The following is a 15,926-nucleotide window of genomic DNA, read 5'->3' as shown; positions in this document are numbered from 1 at the left end:
GCATGGCCATCGCTTTTCCAGACCCCTACACCCCCGGCAGCGGCAGCGCCGGCTACACGGTCACGCACTACGACCTTGCGCTGGACTGCCGGCTCGCCAGCAACAGGCTCTCCGGCCGGGCGCTGATCTCGGCCAGGACGACGACGGCGCTGCCCACCTTGGCGCTGGACCTCGCCGGACTGCGGGCCACCAAGGTCTCCGTCAACGGGGCCAAGGCGGCCAAATTCGCCCAGCGCGGGTCCAAGCTGCACATCACGCCGGCGGCGGCGCTTGCGGCGGATGCCGATGTCATTCTGGACATCCGCTACGAGGGCAACCCCACACCGATCGCCAGTGTTTGGGGCGAACTCGGCTGGGAAGAGCTGGAGGACGGGGTCCTGGTGGCCGGCCAGCCCACAGGCGCGCCGTCGTGGTTCCCCTGCAACGACCACCCGGCGGACAAGGCCAGCTACCGGATCTCCATCAGCACCGACGCCGGGTACCGGGCCGTCTGCAATGGCGCACTGGTGTCCCACACCAGTAAATCAAGCCGCGACACGTGGGTGTACGAACAGTCGGAGCCGATGGCCAGCTACCTGGCGACGGTGCAGATTGGCCGCTATGTCCTCGCCGAACTGCCCGGCGGTGCCGGTGTACATTCAGGCGCCGGTGGACACCCCGCCGTCCCCATCCACATGGCCGTCCCCCGGCAACTCCTCGGTGCCGCGACCGCGGCCCTGGCCCACCAGCGGGCCATGATGGAGACCTTTGCCGAATGTTTTGGGCCCTACCCCTTTGGCAGCTACACGGTGGTTGTCACGGCCGATGAACTGGAGATTCCGCTGGAGTCCCAGAGCATCTCCGTCTTTGGCCGAAACCATTTGAAGCGAACCTGGGGGTGCCAGCGGCTGATTGCCCATGAGCTCTCGCACCAGTGGTTCGGCAATTCGCTGACGGCTGGCTCGTGGCGGGACATCTGGCTGCATGAAGGCTTTGCCTGCTATGCCGAGTGGCTGTGGTCCGAGGAGTCCGGGGCCGGCACCGCCGCCGCGCGCGCCCGCAGCGCCCACACCCTGTTGGCCGGGCTCCCGGCGGACCTGGCCATTGGCGACCCTGGCGCCGAGCACATGTTCGACGACCGCGTCTACAAGCGCGGGGCGCTGGCGCTGCACGCGCTGCGCACCGCCGTCGGCGATGCCTTGTTCTTCGCCCTGCTGCGCCGGTGGACGTCGGAGCGCCGCCACGGAACCGTGGACACCGCAGCGTTCACCGCGCTGGCCAACCAGGTGTGCGGGGACATGCTGGGATTCGATGCCACGGCCCTGCTGGAACCGTGGCTGCACCGGACAGAGCTGCCGGCGTTTCCGTCCCCGGCTGCCGCGCTGGTCTAGGGAGCCCTTTGAGGGGCGGCTCCCACACGGCGCCGGCAGCCTCGTTACGGACCAGGCCCTGTCCGCACTGTGCCGTCGGTCACAGTTCGACCCGCTGGGAACGCACCTTCACATAGGGTTAAGCCGCTGCCTCAACGACGAGGTGGCCGGAAAACAATCAAAGAAGGCAACGGCGCATGAGCTTTGAATCGCACTCCATGACCCTCAAGATCTGGGACCACGCAACGATCGACCACACACTGGAAACGGCCATCAGCCACGTTTCCGCCAGGGCGAACGCCCCGAAGGACCGGGTCAGGGTCACCCGGAGCGGTCCCAACCTGTTCACGGTCAGCGTGGCCGACGGCATGTCCGGCGACTAAGTGGCCCACATCGGGTAGAGCCTGCAGCCGGACCGGAAGTGCCGCCGCAACACCACGTTGCGGCGGCACTTCCGGTTTCGGAACAGGATTGAACAGTGCTCCCGTTCCCAACCACCAGCCACCGATCCGGCACCCGGCGTGCGGGCCGAGATCATCATGGTGAGCGGACCGGATGGCAGCGGAAGGATCGGCTGGCGGGGCAGAGCGGGTTGTCCCATTGTCCGCTGGGCGTGGAGTCCTTCCATGACGGACACCGCCACGCAGCCGGGAATGATTTCGATTCAGCATCGTGCGTGCCCGGTTCCAATCTCGGCGGGCCGCTCATGTTAATTTGGGCTTTCCGATGTCGGTCACATTTTTCTTTGGGGGAATAATGCGTTCAAAAACAAAGGCTGCCTTGTCGGCATTCGCCGTGGCGTCGCTGCTTGCAGTGGGTGGAGCCTCGGCGCATGCCGCGATGGACCACCCCGCACCCGCACCTGCCGTGTCTGAAACCGGTTCAGGGGATCCCAGCCACCCCGAGTGCTACGACGCAGCCAAGCTGAACGACCCGAGCGACTTCTGCTACCAGACCATGGGCCCGTGGAACAGCACGCTGGCCACCTTTGACGAGGTGCGCCAGCACGTCAGCATCGAGACGATGGTGGAGATGGGGCGGACGACCGCGCAAATACAGCGGTACTACCCCGACTACACACCAACGGCCAAGTAGGCTCCACCGGCAACCCGGCACATGCCGTCTGAAGATTGCCGTGCCCTGCGCACAAACCGCCCGACGGGGCCGCGAATTCTCAGGACCTCTTGAATTTGATTTGGCCCAGGTCGTTTGCGAGCACCAGCGATTGGTTATCCAGGGAGTACGCCATCGGCGTCTTCACGAAGGCAGTCGTCCAGGCCCGGTATTCGGCTGCCTGGCCAATGCATCCATCTGCCGATTGGACCATGCCAGCAACATCCGGCGTAACTACGCCGGCACCGATGGCGACAGGGACGTTGAGAACACCGCAGGGCATCCGAACCACCATTGCCAAGGACCCGTTCATGTGGCCAAAACTCGCGTGAAGTGGCATGGATGCAATCCAGGATAGGTCCTGCCCGGGGGCGCTGCCCTCGGCCGAGATGAATGCCTTGCACTCGAACGGCTCAGTGGCAACGCTTTCGCTGTATGCGGGATCAAGGCAGTCAAACGGAACATGGGTCGAGGGAACCGGACTGGGTCCGGACTGCGGAGCGGTGGCCCCGGCACACCCTGCAAGAGCTGCGGAACCCACAAGGAGAAGGGACACGACCACGCGATTCTTCATGGAACAGGCCTCCTCGCTGACCGTACGAATCTAACAGCAGGCGTCCGTAGGCCATAGGAATCCATTGAACTACCACCCAACCAGGGCACGAACCGCCTGGGCCACCTCGTTGGGGCCTCGTCGTCCTATCGCCACTACATGGGCTTCGAGCCGCGCTTCAGCCAGGATCCCATGGAGCTCCACGCTGCGATGCAGGTGCCAGGACAACTCCGCACTGTCGGGTTCGTGTCGGTTCCTGAGCCGCTCCTGAACGGCCTCAAGTGGCGCGTCCAGCCGGATCACCATCAGTTTCCCGCCACCCAGGGCAGCACGGTAGCGGTCCATCTCCGCCGGGTCCTCCAGCACTCCGGCCAGAATGAACCGCCGCACCCCCACCCCACGATAGTTTCCTGCGACGGATTGGAGGTTCCTGAGTTCCAGTTCGTGGTTGAACCGGTCAGTGGGAGGCGCGGGCCAGCTCCGCCGCAGCTGGTCAAGGTCGATCATGGCGTTGCCGATGCCGTCGTCGGCGAGGAGCCTGTGCAGGGTTTCGCCCGTGGTCGTCTTGCCGGCACCCACCGTGCCATTGAGGAAGACGCTCTCAAGTTCCATAGCCATCCAAAGAGTCTAGGCGGAAGGCCGGGTTCCTCCACTCGTCAAGCTGCCATCAGGGTCCTTGGCCGTCGTCGGGGGTTGTGAGAATGACGAGTTGCTGGGTTGCTCGGGTCATGGCGACATAGCGGTCGACCGCTCCTTCGATGCCTGTGCCGAACGCCTGCGGGTCGACGAGGATGCCGCTGCCTCGGATGGAGGTCGGCACGTTGGCGTCGGGGAGCACGGCCCTGACGACAGGCTCGGCTCCGCTATGACTCCGCGAACCCAGCTGCGATCCAACGGCCATGCGTGGCCAACAACCACAGCCAGCACAACGAGGGTTCTACCGGATTCTTATCGTTTGTGATTCAGTTCGTTCATGCCATCGCGATCCCCGAGAAGGCCGACAACGAGCCGGCCCTCTGTCAGCGCAAGCCCCGAGGTGAAGCGCAGGCTTAGGCGCATCTCTCACTTTGCGCTGCCCTTCATGCTGGTCTCGTTGGTCCTGATCTTCCTGCCCATAGACTCCGAGCCGTGGCTTTGGGTCAAGACCACCATCCTTCTTGTTGGGGCGATCATTTTTGGCATCTCTGTGACCCGATTCTCTTTGTGGCAACGGGACGAGTACTGGCGGGAACGCTGCAAAGACCCCAAGCATCCCGAACGCTTGCCCAACCTCCCATCCGAGTAACCACTTCTGCGGACCCTTTAGATGTGACGGGCGCGGAGGCCGGTAAAGGTTTGGGTTGTGCAACGCTGCAAGGCCGATTTCATCCGCTGTCCCGAAGGAACCCCCTATAATCCGCCGCCGGTCCAGGATCACGGCAGGCTGGAGCGCCGCCAAATCACCCGGAGTCCCTATCTCCACGCTCTACCAATAGTTCCCCCGCAACCACGCGCCATCCTTCGATCCCATCCCTCTTCTGCGGCGATACTGTCTACTTCCGGCCAGGGACGGGCGGCGGAGTCTGCCCCGGGATCAAGCCCCGAGGAGAACCTGCGGATCCGGTACCGGGACGGCCTTCCCATCGCTGCCGACGACGGGCGGGACTACCGGTGGCAGGGGCGGAACCAGCCAGCCAGGCAGATTGTGCGCGGCTTGGTCCGGGAGGGGAGGGACCTGCGCCTGGGTGGGGGCCGGCGACGACGGGGGTACGGAGGGATCCGCCCCTCCGGGAACCGCCGGGGGAACCACCGGAGCGCCGGGCTGTTCCGCGGGGTTCTGGGAAGGCACCACGGAAGGTGCCACGGCGGGCGGACCGTCCGGAGTCTGGTCGGCCGGTCCCGTGTGGTCCGGCTGGGGGGAGGCAGGATCGCTGTACTGGACCACGGTCTGGACAATTCCGGAAATGATCTGCTGGGCCACGCCGCGGAAATCCTCGCTCGCGGCAGCTGCCGCGCCTGCGCCCAGGCCCATCGCTGCCACGACGGTCAGTGAGATGACGGCGCTGCGGCGTCGTCGGCGTGGAGCGGGCCCGGGCATGGTTGACTCGCTGGACCGGGTGGGCACGCTCGACAGGTGCCGGGTCGGCTTGGCACTGGTGGTGGAAAGGAGCGCCTGCAGCTCGGCGGATGGCGCCGGTGCAACACCGGAGGCGAGGGAGCACAGCTCCCTCAAGACCTGCTTCAGCTCCGGCGCATCTCCCTGCCCGGATTCGAGCAGCAGGGTGTCCAGTGTAGACTCATCGGAGTCGTTGTGTCCGGTCACCTTCCTCTCCTTTCCAGTACGTCCGGTTGTTTCTTGAGCGTGGCCAGCGCCCGGCGCTGGAGCTGTTTGACCGCGCCCACTGACTTGGCCATGATGGCCGCCACCTGCTCCAACGGCAGGTCCGCGACAACCCGCAGCAGCAGAACTTCGCGCTGGTCGTTGTTGAGGACCTCCAGCAGGGACAGGACGCCCGCCCCCTGATGCGAATCAAGCGCCTGGTCCTCCGCAGAGTGGCTGGTCCGGCCGTCCAGCTCCAGCTGGTATTCGACCAGTGCCGGCGTTCTGTTCCGTCGCCGGTGGTGGTCCACCGACCTGGCGTGCACGATCGAGAAGATCAGGGTCTTCAACCCTGTGACGCCACCGCGGAGTCCGCCCACCAGTGGAAGGACAGTCAGGAAGACATCTTGGGTGACGGCTTCCGGATCATCCACGCCGCGGCCGCGCAAATAGCCGAGCACCGCCGGTGAGAATGCCTCGTAAATGCAGGCAAAAACGGATGGCTCCTGCTCTTGCCCAAGGGCCAACAGCATCTCATCGGTTAACAAATCTGCCACGTAGCGGTTGTCCTCCGCGGGCTCCGGTGCCCGGCGGTCACATGGACCGCCGGGCACCTAGGGGTTTCGGACGGAAAGCGGACTCGTGGCCCGCTTCCCGTCCGGCTTTCACAGGTCCTATGGGCGACCGGTCAGCTGGTGTACAGCATCGGTCACGGTCTGGCTGGGCAGGGTGGGGACATCGGCCTGGCCGGGCAGCGCCGGGGTGGTGGGCAGCGCAGGGGTGGTGGGCAATGCGGGCGTGGCCAACTTCGCGGCGGGGCTGGTTCCCGCTTCGGCGTGGGTCTCAGACTGTCCCGCGGCGGGGATGGAGGCGCAGTAGGCCACGATCTTCGTCGACCCCTTGGCGGAAGCGACCAGGGAGTTGTATGCGGACGATGCCGCGTCGAGGCCGCCTTCGGCGTAGGCGTCGCACAGTCCGCGGGCTGCCGTTGCAGCGGCGTCCAGGCCCACCGGAAGGTCGCCGGGGCTCGGTGCCGAGCTCGCCATTCCGGCAGCGGTCCCAGCGGCAGTTGCCGCCACGGAATCCGAAGCACTGGCGGACGCCGTGGACGATGCGTTTACGGACGACGCGCCAGCGGAAGAGGCGGGGGCCTGAGCACTGGCACTGGCAGAGCCTGCCGCGTGCGGGGCCGGTGCGCCGATGAGGTTGTGGGCGCCTTGCTGCACGGTGGTGGGCAGGATGTCAGCAAACGCTGCCGCACCCGTGCCGCCAACGGCGAGGGTGCCTGCTGCCAAGGTGGCGGCGGCGATCTTACTGGTGGCTAGGACGGTGAAGAAAGACATGGTACCTCCGGAAGGATTCTGGGCTGTGGACGTGTGGACCCTGGCCCACATCTTGGTATTCGCCAGCCGGGCCGGAAAAGTTACGCGGCCCCAAAGATTCCTTCAAATTCTTTTTCGTAGCTCCCGGCGAAGGGCTTGGTTGCCCGCGGAGGCAAAGGGAAGGGTCCGGCCGGGCACTGGACCGCCAGGCTGGACCCCTCAAAACCGTCGTCGGTGCTAGGACTGTGCTGAACAATTTGGGTGGTTTAAGGCGCGCCTGCTGGACTTCGGGTCCTGGTCCTTAAGACTGGATGCATGCAAGGAATTGAAGAGGCCCAGCGCGGGTATTTGGATGTGGAGGCGCTGGCCGGGGAGCTGTTGGCCCCGGGGAGTGCCTACGCGTTTCTGGCCGGGCACCGCTCGGAGCTTTTCCCGGACTCGATGATGGAGGACCTGTTTCCCTCCACCCGGGGCAGGCCCTCGATCCCGGCCGCGGTCATCGGCACCGTCCTGGTCCTGCAGGCCCTGGAGGGTCTCTCGGACCGGGCCGCCGCCGAAGCCTTGACCTTTGACCTGCGGTGGAAGGCCGCCTGCGGGTACGGGCTGACCGAGACCGCGTTCCATCCCACGGCGCTGGTGCATTGGCGCAACCGCCTGCGCGGCAGCAGCAACCCGCACCGCATCACCGAAGCCGTCGCCCAGGTCATCACCGCGACCGGTGTCCTCACCGGCCGGCACCGCCGGGCGGTGGATTCGACCGTGTTCGCCGATGCGGTGGCCCGGCAGGACACCATCACCCAGCTGATTGCCGTGATCCGCCGTTTCGGCAGGGCCATGGAGCACGGGGCCACGCTCATGGCGGTCCATGCCACCTCCTACGATTACTCGCACGTGGGCAAGCCGGACATCGCCTGGGACGACAAGGAAGCGAAGGACGCCCTGGTCTCGGGGCTGGTCACCGACGCCCTGGCCCTGCTTGGCGCGGTGGATCCCGACACCCTGGAAGAAGACTCGCCGCAGGCGCAGGCCTACGTGCTGCTGGCGTTGGTTTCGGGCCAGGACGTGGAGCCGGCCGAGGGTTCCGACGGCACCGACGGGCGGTGGCGGATCGCCCGGAAGGTCGCCCGGGACCGGATGGTCTCCATCGTGGATCCCGAGGCCAGGCACGCGCACAAGTCCCGCTCGGTGATGATGGACGGGTTCAAGGGACACATCATTGCCGAACCGGAAACCGGGCTCTACACCAGCGCCGTGATGACCCGGGCCGCCGGCCCCGGTTCCAGCGACGCGGAGGCCGGAATCGGGCTGGCCGCCGCCGATCCGACCATGAAGGATACGGAGGTTGACTACCAAATGCTTGGCGATTCGGCCTACGGCTCCGGGCCCATGCTCGAACACCTCGACGGGGCCGGGCACCAGGGGCTGGTCAAGCCCAGGCCGCTGCGCCCGGCAGTGCCCGGCGGCTACGACCTGGACGACTTCACCCACGACGAAGCAAAGAACACGCTCACCTGCCCCAAAGGTGAGGTGCGCACCATCAGCGCCAGAGGCAACGTGAACTTCGGCACCGCCTGCAAGGCCTGCCCGCTGCGGGAGAAATGCACCACGGCCAAGGGCGGGCGCAAGGTCGTCATCACCGTCCACACGCCCGCCAGCGCGCCCACCGGGCCGCCGCCCTCGAGCCCGGGTTCCGGCACGACTACCGGGCCCACCGGCCCCTGGTGGAACGGTCCATCGGCTGGCTGGTCGCCGGAGGCAACCGGGCCCTGAGATACCGGGGAGTTGAAAAGAACAACGCCTGGCTGCAGGTCCGCACCGCCGCGCTGAACCTCCGGCGACTCCTGAAACTGGGCCTCACCCGCCACAACGGGGCCTGGGCCCTGGGATAAGACCCGGAAAGGGCCCCCACCCCGGTCCTGGGCCAAATCCCAGCCGCGGGGAGCCACGAACGGAGGTACAAGGCCCGCAAAAATCACGAACCAGATCTCCGGCGATCAGAAAGGAGACCCCCAGCGGGCCGCCAAAGGCCCCGGAAAGGTGCGACAGCCAAACCCGCGGCCCCGAATTGCCCCTTGTTCAGCGCCCTCCTAGGGCGCGGAGTCCACGACCGAGGTTTGGATTGCCGTCCAGCCAACCGCGGTGCCCGCCGGCACCGGCCCTTGGGCAGCCGTCAGGACCTGGCGTTCACCAATCAACATCCCCGTGTCCGGGTCGATGATGATGTCCTGGCGGGTGTTGCGTTTGGGCTCGACCCGCCCGATGGCGATTCCGGTCCTGCCATTGAGCGTCGCCTGCTCATCGACAATCGTGATTCCGGGGATCAGCGCCGCAGCCTTGTAGAGGGCCGCCCGCAGGTCGGCCGGAACCCGGCCCGTCCGCAAAAGGTCGGCCATGAGGACCAGGGCCTCACCCTCGGGCGACGGGCCCTTGCCGCGGGCCTGCTGGTAGAACGCGTCCAGCAGCGCACGGGGATCTCGCGGCAGGGAAGCCGCGGTTGCCGCGACGTCCTCCTCCGGTGTGCCGTAGAACTTTCCGTCCACGCCGCGGAGCAGTTCGCCCGTTGGGCCGTTCCGCGTCATCTCCTCATAGTCGGCCAGCGCCTTTTCCTTGGACGCCTCGTCGAAGAAGGTGGTGGGCACACGCGCCGAACGGTTCCACACCCACTCATCGCTCCGGTTGGCCGGGATGTACTTCTCATCCGTCATGACATCCAGCCACGTCGCCTCTTTGCCCGCCGCGTCCACCATGGTGGTGCGGTACTGGGCGGTCGTGGCGATCTTCAGGTACTGGCCCGGCCCGACGACGGGATCGCTGGTCCTGATGGTGGCGGCCGCGGCGTTGTCCAGGACTTCGGCCGCCGACGCCGTCGCGACCGGTTGCTTTCCGTCGACGGCGACGACGTCGGCCACCACGATGGCGCCGACGAGCACCGCAGCCGCTGCCGACACCAGAAGTCCGCGGCGCAGCATGGTGCGCCGCCCTGCCTTGCTGGGGGTGGGGCCGGCCGTGGTCTCGGCGCCGATGTGTGCCATCAGCTTCTGCCTCCCCGGTGCCAGGATCTCCTCGGATGCGGCGCCGACGTCGTTACGGGTTGTGCGGAGCAGCTGCAAGTCGTCCATGATCCATCTCCATCTCGCCAAGGGGGCCGAGGCCCAATTCGTTCTTGAGCGCCTTGCGGGCGCGGTTCATGCGTGAACGCACGGTGCCGACCGGGACGCCCATGGCCAGGGCGATGCCCTCATAGGTCAGATCCGCCCAGGCATAGAGCAGGATGGTTTCCCGGTCGATGGCCGCCATGCTTTTCAGCTTCTTCGCGATCCGGCCAACCGTTGCCTGGGCGTCCACCTGCTCGGCGATCCGGCCCAGATCCTCGGCAGCCTCCTCGCGCAGTCCGGCCTTGGCCAGGACACGCAGGATCTTGGCCTCGGCGCGGTGGTGGCGGCGCAGCAGGTTGGTGGCGATGCCGAACAACCATGGTCTGGCATCCCCGATGCCGTTGTCGAAGGTGTTCCGCCGCTCGAAGGCGACGAGGAACGTCTCCGACATGACGTCGTCGGCGGCAAAGTCGCCGGCTCGTCGGGCCGCGTACCGGTAGATGGCTGAGGCATGTCTGTCATACAGCTCCCCAAAGACAAAGGGGCGCTCCAATGACCGCCTGATGATCTCGCTGTCTGTGTTCACACTATGTATTGCCCGCTGCCCGGAAAAGGGTTCACGGAGCTGTCCCCTCAGCTCGGCCCGGAATGGTGTCCATCAAAAGCCTAGCCACAGGAACACCGCGCCCACCCATCGGATCCATTGGGAGCCCTCCGCCGGCACCACGGGGTCTATTCGCTGCAGCGGATGCTTTCTGACCAGGCGGCCAAGGGGTAGCGTTCATCCCAGCCTGACTTCGGCCGGGACCGCCGACAGGAGTCCCACGGCGGGTTCCGGCCGGACACGCCACTGACGAGGGGACGCGAATCATGAAGCTCCGACCGACCCTGCGCGCAGCCACGGCGAGCGTGGGTGTGCTTGCAGCCGTGTCCGTATTTGCCCTTGTCGTCGGATGCACCCTGGTTGGCGTCCCCCTCAATCCAGGACCGCTACTGGCGGGCCTGCTGGTCGTCGCCGTGCTGGCCGCAGTGACCGTCTACCTAGGATTCAGGAAAGGTGCCTCCGGACTCGCCCGGTTCGTGGCAGCGGCGGAGACGCTGTGGGTTGTGGCTGCCGTTGGTGCCTGGCAGTTGCTCGGCACCGAAGGGGAACTTGTCAGTGCGAGCAAGTCGCCGGCCCTGGTCGATGCGATCCTGTGGCCCCTCGTGGCCATTTCCACTGCAGCGTTCATCGGCATGTCGATGGCGGCAGCCAGATTGCTCGCCCATCCCGGGATCCGGGTCCGGCCGTAGGGGTTCCAGCCCCCATTCGGCAGCACGGGCACATTGAGGATCGCCGGAGGCCTACTTCCCCGCGATGAGGTCGGTCAGCCGGCACCCGCGGATCCATGGCGCAGCTTCGGCGGCCTTCGAGCAACGAAGGCCGACGAAGCTGCGCTATCGTTTGTTCGGCCCGGTGCAGGCCTCGCCAGTGGGGCCGTTTCGTGCTGTGATGGTGGGCAAGTCGCCCGCGGCTTGGGCCGCCTGACCGGGGAGCCATCATGACCGACGTCGAAGACCGCATGCTGCCGGTGCTGGCCCACCGCCGATTCTGGAAAGATCTCTTTGTCATGGCCGGGCTCACGGCAGCCCTCAGTTGGGCAGCGGTTTTGGCGATGGTCCTGATCGGCGGCGGCACCGCAGCGATCCTGGCCCTGCTCGCCGTTCCCGCGGCCGCTGCGGCATGGATCTGCGTGGCCCAGCGCCGCACCAGGAAGCGTTCCGCGTCGGCCGGCCCGGAGCTGGAGTCCGCGGGGAAGCACCTCCGTCCGCCCCGGCAACCGCACGCAGGGCCGGGACGGTCCGCTGCCGTCCTGGCCGGCTTCACCGCGCTCCTGTGCTGGTTTGGCGGGTTTGCGGCCCTGGGCGGCAGCGGCAACGAGACGTTCATGGTGTTGACCGCCCTGCCTCTGGTGTCCACTCTCGTGGCCGCTGTCGCTTTCCGGCGGTGGAAAAACGCACTGTTGCACCGGGCCCCGTAGGAAGATTCAGACCCCGGGGCCGAATCGGCTTGCGTGGCCAGGCCAGGCCGGCCGCGCGGCGGCGTCCCGTGCCGTGCAGCGGCTGAGGTGGATGGTGATCCCTAGGCTGACGGCAATGCTCAACGCCAGCGCCACCATGCCCGAGATGGCTGCCACGTAATAGCTGGCGGGGTCATCGACCGAATCCACCACGGGCTCCATGTAGAACCAGATGGCCCCAGCCGCACTCACGCCGAGTACGCAGATCAAGGCTGTGGTTGTCCACGCCGCAATGATGAGCAGGCTTGCTTTCACGTAGTCCCCCAAACTGAATGCGGTCCATGGATGGCCGCTGCCGCGAGTCTACCCAGGCTCCGTACCGGCCTAGCTCCCCGATCCCTCGCCGGTGGCGAGGGCCAGCGCCGCGGCAAAGCCCGCCGGCAGACCCAGGGCCGCCGTGTCCAAGGCGTACAGCCGGATCCCGGGCGTCCCCCCATCCACGGGACCGGCGCCCCTCGCACGGAACAGGCCGAGCGTGTCGATGCCGGCCGGGTCCATTCGCAGCCCGCGGCCCAGCGCCTTGGCCACGGCTTCCTTGACGGCCCATGCCGAGGCCCGGGCTGCGGGCCGTTCGGACGCCGGCAACCGCAGAACCGCCGCCCGCTCGCCCGGGGTGAGGGCGACGTCGTCGAACCCGTCAAAACCGGCGGCGGCAACCTCCTGCAGGTCCACGCCCACGTCCACGCCACGGGCCAGCGTGCCGGCCAGCAGCGCCCATCCCCCGCTGCGGGACAGGCTCAGCCGCAGCCCGGTGGGGGCACCGCCGCGCCAGTATCCGGGCCGGCCGTGGTCCACCGTGCCACCGGCGCCGCAGTCGGGGCAGCCATAGACGGCGCGGAGCTCCGCCGGGTCCACCCCAAGCAGTCCGGCCGCAAACCGCCGCTGCGCAATCCTCCCGGCCACGAAGCGCCGGCGCAGGGCGGGCGTGCCAAAGGTGTCCGCGCGCAGGAGCTCCGCGGCGTCCAGCAGCCGTTCGCCGCCGTCGTCGACGCCGGACAACTCAACGGCCGCCAACCGCAGGCCCGGAATCCCGATGGCCACGGTCATTCACCCTCCTTCGCGGTGCGAGGTAGGCCTCCATGGGACAACTGTGGTGCAGCAGTTGCTGGAATGGAGCCCCATTCGAGCAAGTGCCGCACCACAGTTTCGGCGTTTAGACGATATGAGGTGAGGGCCGGGGCCTTCTGTTTCACAGCGTTCGTGGGTTGCCAGTGAACAACCCCTTGGCCTACCGGCCTTCGCAAGGGTTGCATGGGTAGTGCCACATGTGAATTTTGGGAGGTCCCGGCTATGTACGAGCATACGTTTATTGGGTTGGATGTTCACGCGGTTTCCGTCGCGGGATGTGCGCTGGCCCCCGATACCGGCGAGCTGGTCCAGGCGCAGATCCACTCCGACCCGGCGGTGGTGTTGGAGTGGATCCGCCGCTTCGCCCCGCCGGTGAAGGCCGTGTACGAGTCCGGGCCGACCGGGTATGTGCTGGCCCGGTTCCTGCGCGAGGCCGGCATCGACTGCGTGGTCGCGGCGTCCTCGAAGCTGCTGCGGGCCCCGGGCGACAAGGTCAAGACCGACAAGCGCGATGCCCGTCTGTTGGCCGAGATGCTCGCCGTGGGGTCCGTCACCGAGGTGCGGGTGCCGACGCGGGAACAGGAGGACCTGCGGGACCTCTCCCGGCTGCGGGCCACCGCGGCGAAGGACCTGGCCCATGCCCGCCAGCACGTGAACGCGATCCTGCTCCGCCACGGCATCCGGTACCGAAGGAGACGAAGTGGACGAAGGAGCACCTGCTGTGGCTGCACCGGCAGCGCTTTGACTCACCGGTGCTGCAGTTCACCTACGAGGCCGACGTTGAACAGGCCGAACTGCTCGCAGCGCATCTGAAGCGCATTGACCAACGCGTCGCCCAGACCGCCAAGGACTGCCAGTACACCGCGGTGGTTGAGGCGTTGATGTGCCTGCGCGGCATCCAGGTCACGACCGGGTTCGGGCTCGCCGTGGAGATCGGCGACTGGACCCGGTTCACCGGGGCCACCATCGGCTCCTACCTGGGGCTCGTGCCCAGCGAGCAGTCCTCGGGCCAATCCCGGCACCAGGGACCGATCACCAAGGCCGGCAGCAAATACGGGCGCAAACTCCTCATCGAGGCAGCCTGGCAGCACCGGCGCCCCTACGCCCGGCCCGGAGCCCGGCTGCTGGGCCAGCTGGACCTCGTTGCCCCGGCCACCTGGATCCGTGCCCTGGAAGGCAACCACCGCCTCCACCGCAAATGGGAGCAGTTTGATGCCCGCAAGAAACGCTCCGTCACAGCCAACACCGCGATCGCCAGGGAGCTCGCCGGCTGGTGCTGGTCCCTGGCCGCACCCCTGCAACCGGGGGAACGCATGAACGCGGCGTGAAGAACGTGCCCTCCGGGCAAGTGGCGGTCGTGACGTGGCAGCACTTTGGGGCCAACTCGGGACAGCGCTATGAGCAAACGGGCCACACCGTTGATGCTCGATCTTAGACAGCGATACGCCCCAGCCGAACAATCGTCATGCGGTACCCAATCCGCGCATATCAGCCTGACACTGCAGTCGAACACACGACTCGCCAGCACGACCGCCACACCCGGACGGCACCCAAGGAAGCGGCCCCCAACACCAACGCTGGGAGCCGCTCATCTCTGCCTCGGTGATGATGGTATTAGGCCGTTGGCCGGCGTGACTCGCCTCTTGACTGACACCCTTCGTGGTTGTCCTTCGTATGATCCGTCCGCCGGCCGATGGTCTGCACCAAACGCGTTGGCCAGGCGGACATGACTTAATAGGAGCTCGACCAGAAGTCCCATCACCGTCTTGTCTGCCCACCTGGCGAACGTGAGCCCGCACCGACGCTTCGCGAGAGTCAGAGGAGCCAGTTCCATCATGACAAACGAGGACATGAAAGTCATTGCCGGTGTCGATACCCACGCCGACACCCACCACGTCGCCCTGATCACGGAGTACGGTAAACACCTCGCCGACAGGAAGTTTTTGGCCGCCGGATCCGGCTACCGGGAAATCGCCGAATACATCACCCAATACGGCCCGGTCACCGCGGTCGGGGTCGAGGGCACCGGATCCTATGGGGCCGAATTGGCCCGCGTGCTGGCCAAGGATGGATTCATCGTCAAGGAGGTCAACCGGCCCAACCGTGCCCACCGGCGCCTGCACGGCAAGTCCGACCCGCTCGATGCCTACCAGGCCGCCGAATCGGTGCTGGCCGATCGTGGTGTCTCGACTCCGAAAACCCGCGACGGGTACGTGGAGGCCCTGCGGGTGCTGCGCACCGCGCGGACCAGCGCCCTGAAGGCACGCACCGCCGTGCTGACGCAGATCAGCGGTGTGCTGACCGCCGCTCCCGAGGCCGTGCGCGCCAAATACCGCGGCCAGACCAGCGAAGCGCGGGCCAAGGCCATGGCGATTTCCCGCCCCGCCGGGGATATCGCGAACCCCGCTGTCGCGACCGCCGTGACACTCAAACGCATGGGCGCCCGCTACCACTACCTCAACGCCGAAATCGACGAGACCGACGCCGAGCTGGCCCGCATCATCGCCGGCCACGCGCCGGCACTGCTTGAGATCAAGGGCGTCGGCACTGCCGTGGCCTCCCAGCTGCTGGTCACCATCGGCGACAACCCCGAACGCCTGACCAGCGAGGCCCAGTTCGCCGCGCTGACCGGCACCGCCCCGATCCCCGCGTCCTCGGGCAAGACGACCCGCCACCGGCTCTCCCGCGGCGGCGACAGGGCAGCGAACTCCGCGATCCACCGCATCGTGCTGGTGCGCATGTCCAAGGACCAGCGCACTCGGGATTATGTGGCCAAACGCACCGCGGATGGCAAAGCCAAGCTCGAGATCATGCGCTGCCTCAAACGCTACGTCGCCCGGGAAATCTACCGCGTCCTGCGCAACCCACGCCCAGCACCAGTCACCAATGACCTGCGCCCGCGCCGCCTCGCATTGCGCCTCACCCAGGCCCGGGCCGCCGGTGACCTGGGGGTCTGGACCACGGCCATTTCACGCATCGAACGAGGCAAATCCCGCGACGAAGAACTCATCAACCGCTACCGCGTCTGGCTGAACGAACAACCCCAAAAATAGCAATTGACAAAGAT

At 66.8% G+C, this 15,926-nt stretch carries 17 protein-coding genes and 2 pseudogenes; 9 read left to right on the top strand and 10 right to left on the bottom strand.

The features are described 5' to 3' along the window. Positions 1–2 precede the first annotated feature (2 nt). From ACQCSX_RS20670 to ACQCSX_RS20660, 3 genes are all read left to right on the top strand, one after another. Positions 3–1,370, top strand: coding sequence for a M1 family metallopeptidase (locus tag ACQCSX_RS20670; RefSeq protein WP_427017072.1), 1,368 nt, complete (start codon positions 3–5; stop codon positions 1,368–1,370). A 176-nt stretch (positions 1,371–1,546) separates the two neighbouring features. Beyond that, positions 1,547–1,732 (top strand): hypothetical protein, encoded by a 186-nt coding sequence (locus ACQCSX_RS20665; RefSeq protein ID WP_427017071.1) that lies wholly within the window; start codon positions 1,547–1,549, stop codon positions 1,730–1,732. 397 nt (positions 1,733–2,129) lie between these two features. Further along, positions 2,130–2,444: a hypothetical protein gene (locus tag ACQCSX_RS20660; RefSeq protein WP_427017070.1), complete on the top strand. Its 315-nt coding sequence runs from the start codon at positions 2,130–2,132 to the stop codon at positions 2,442–2,444. Between the two features lie 79 nt (positions 2,445–2,523). Here the strand turns inward: ACQCSX_RS20660 and ACQCSX_RS20655 are convergent, their stop codons facing one another. The 6 genes and pseudogenes from ACQCSX_RS20655 to ACQCSX_RS20630 form a co-directional block, all read right to left on the bottom strand. Continuing rightward, positions 2,524–3,036 (bottom strand): hypothetical protein, encoded by a 513-nt coding sequence (locus ACQCSX_RS20655; protein ID WP_427017069.1) that lies wholly within the window; start codon positions 3,034–3,036, stop codon positions 2,524–2,526. A 69-nt stretch (positions 3,037–3,105) separates the two neighbouring features. Further along, positions 3,106–3,633, bottom strand: a complete 528-nt coding sequence (locus ACQCSX_RS20650) for an AAA family ATPase (protein WP_427017068.1) — start codon at positions 3,631–3,633, stop codon at positions 3,106–3,108. A 49-nt stretch (positions 3,634–3,682) separates the two neighbouring features. Further along, positions 3,683–3,874 (bottom strand): annotated as a pseudogene (locus ACQCSX_RS20645) (hypothetical protein); the annotation flags it as partial. 714 nt (positions 3,875–4,588) lie between these two features. Continuing rightward, positions 4,589–5,317, bottom strand: a complete 729-nt coding sequence (locus tag ACQCSX_RS20640; protein ID WP_427017067.1) for a hypothetical protein — start codon at positions 5,315–5,317, stop codon at positions 4,589–4,591. Next, positions 5,314–5,871: an RNA polymerase sigma factor gene (locus ACQCSX_RS20635; protein ID WP_427017066.1), complete on the bottom strand. Its 558-nt coding sequence runs from the start codon at positions 5,869–5,871 to the stop codon at positions 5,314–5,316. Before ACQCSX_RS20635 ends, ACQCSX_RS20640 begins: the two co-directional genes overlap by 4 nt. Before the next feature lie 117 nt (positions 5,872–5,988). Continuing rightward, a complete protein-coding gene (locus ACQCSX_RS20630) occupies positions 5,989–6,657 on the bottom strand; it encodes a protein tyrosine phosphatase (RefSeq protein WP_427017065.1) in 669 nt (222 codons plus the stop codon). Positions 6,658–6,951: 294 nt separating this feature from the next. Here ACQCSX_RS20630 and ACQCSX_RS20625 point away from each other — a divergent pair. Further along, positions 6,952–8,525, top strand: a pseudogene (locus ACQCSX_RS20625) (IS1182 family transposase). A 198-nt stretch (positions 8,526–8,723) separates the two neighbouring features. On the opposite strand, the gene ACQCSX_RS20620 reads toward ACQCSX_RS20625, so the two are convergent. Together ACQCSX_RS20620 and ACQCSX_RS20615 are read right to left on the bottom strand one after the other, a co-directional pair. Beyond that, positions 8,724–9,755, bottom strand: a complete 1,032-nt coding sequence (locus ACQCSX_RS20620; RefSeq protein WP_427017064.1) for a CU044_5270 family protein — start codon at positions 9,753–9,755, stop codon at positions 8,724–8,726. Continuing rightward, positions 9,721–10,317: an RNA polymerase sigma factor gene (locus ACQCSX_RS20615; protein WP_427017063.1), complete on the bottom strand. Its 597-nt coding sequence runs from the start codon at positions 10,315–10,317 to the stop codon at positions 9,721–9,723. Before ACQCSX_RS20615 ends, ACQCSX_RS20620 begins: the two co-directional genes overlap by 35 nt. A gap of 284 nt (positions 10,318–10,601) precedes the next feature. Between ACQCSX_RS20615 and ACQCSX_RS20610 the strand changes: the two genes are divergently transcribed. Both ACQCSX_RS20610 and ACQCSX_RS20605 read left to right on the top strand, forming a co-directional pair. After that, positions 10,602–11,024 (top strand): hypothetical protein, encoded by a 423-nt coding sequence (locus tag ACQCSX_RS20610; protein ID WP_427017062.1) that lies wholly within the window; start codon positions 10,602–10,604, stop codon positions 11,022–11,024. Between the two features lie 248 nt (positions 11,025–11,272). Further along, on the top strand, positions 11,273–11,752 hold the full coding sequence (locus ACQCSX_RS20605) for a hypothetical protein (RefSeq protein WP_427017061.1): 480 nt from the start codon (positions 11,273–11,275) through the stop codon (positions 11,750–11,752). Between the two features lie 6 nt (positions 11,753–11,758). Here ACQCSX_RS20605 and ACQCSX_RS20600 read toward each other — a convergent pair whose 3' ends face one another. Beyond that, positions 11,759–12,046, bottom strand: a complete 288-nt coding sequence (locus ACQCSX_RS20600; protein WP_427017060.1) for a hypothetical protein — start codon at positions 12,044–12,046, stop codon at positions 11,759–11,761. Positions 12,047–12,115: 69 nt separating this feature from the next. Further along, positions 12,116–12,838, bottom strand: a complete 723-nt coding sequence (locus tag ACQCSX_RS20595; protein WP_427017059.1) for a 4'-phosphopantetheinyl transferase family protein — start codon at positions 12,836–12,838, stop codon at positions 12,116–12,118. Positions 12,839–13,105: 267 nt separating this feature from the next. Here ACQCSX_RS20595 and ACQCSX_RS20590 point away from each other — a divergent pair, with 267 nt between their 5' ends. The 3 genes from ACQCSX_RS20590 to ACQCSX_RS20580 all read left to right on the top strand — a co-directional run bounded on the left by ACQCSX_RS20590 (position 13,106) and on the right by ACQCSX_RS20580 (position 15,912). Beyond that, positions 13,106–13,672, top strand: coding sequence for an IS110 family transposase (locus ACQCSX_RS20590; RefSeq protein WP_427017058.1), 567 nt, complete (start codon positions 13,106–13,108; stop codon positions 13,670–13,672). Further along, on the top strand, positions 13,612–14,187 hold the full coding sequence (locus ACQCSX_RS20585; protein WP_427017057.1) for a transposase: 576 nt from the start codon (positions 13,612–13,614) through the stop codon (positions 14,185–14,187). Before ACQCSX_RS20590 ends, ACQCSX_RS20585 begins: the two co-directional genes overlap by 61 nt. Positions 14,188–14,694: 507 nt before the next feature. Continuing rightward, positions 14,695–15,912 carry an IS110 family transposase gene (locus ACQCSX_RS20580; protein ID WP_427017056.1) on the top strand — a complete coding sequence of 406 codons (1,218 nt, stop codon included), beginning with the start codon at positions 14,695–14,697 and terminating at the stop codon, positions 15,910–15,912. Positions 15,913–15,926: the final 14 nt, after the last annotated feature.

Source organism: Pseudarthrobacter sp. P1 (assembly GCF_050156935.1).
In the GTDB taxonomy this organism is placed as follows: Bacteria; Actinomycetota; Actinomycetes; order Actinomycetales; family Micrococcaceae; genus Specibacter.
The sequence above is the reverse complement of the archived record's forward strand: the minus strand, read 5'-3'. Positions and strand labels throughout refer to the sequence as shown.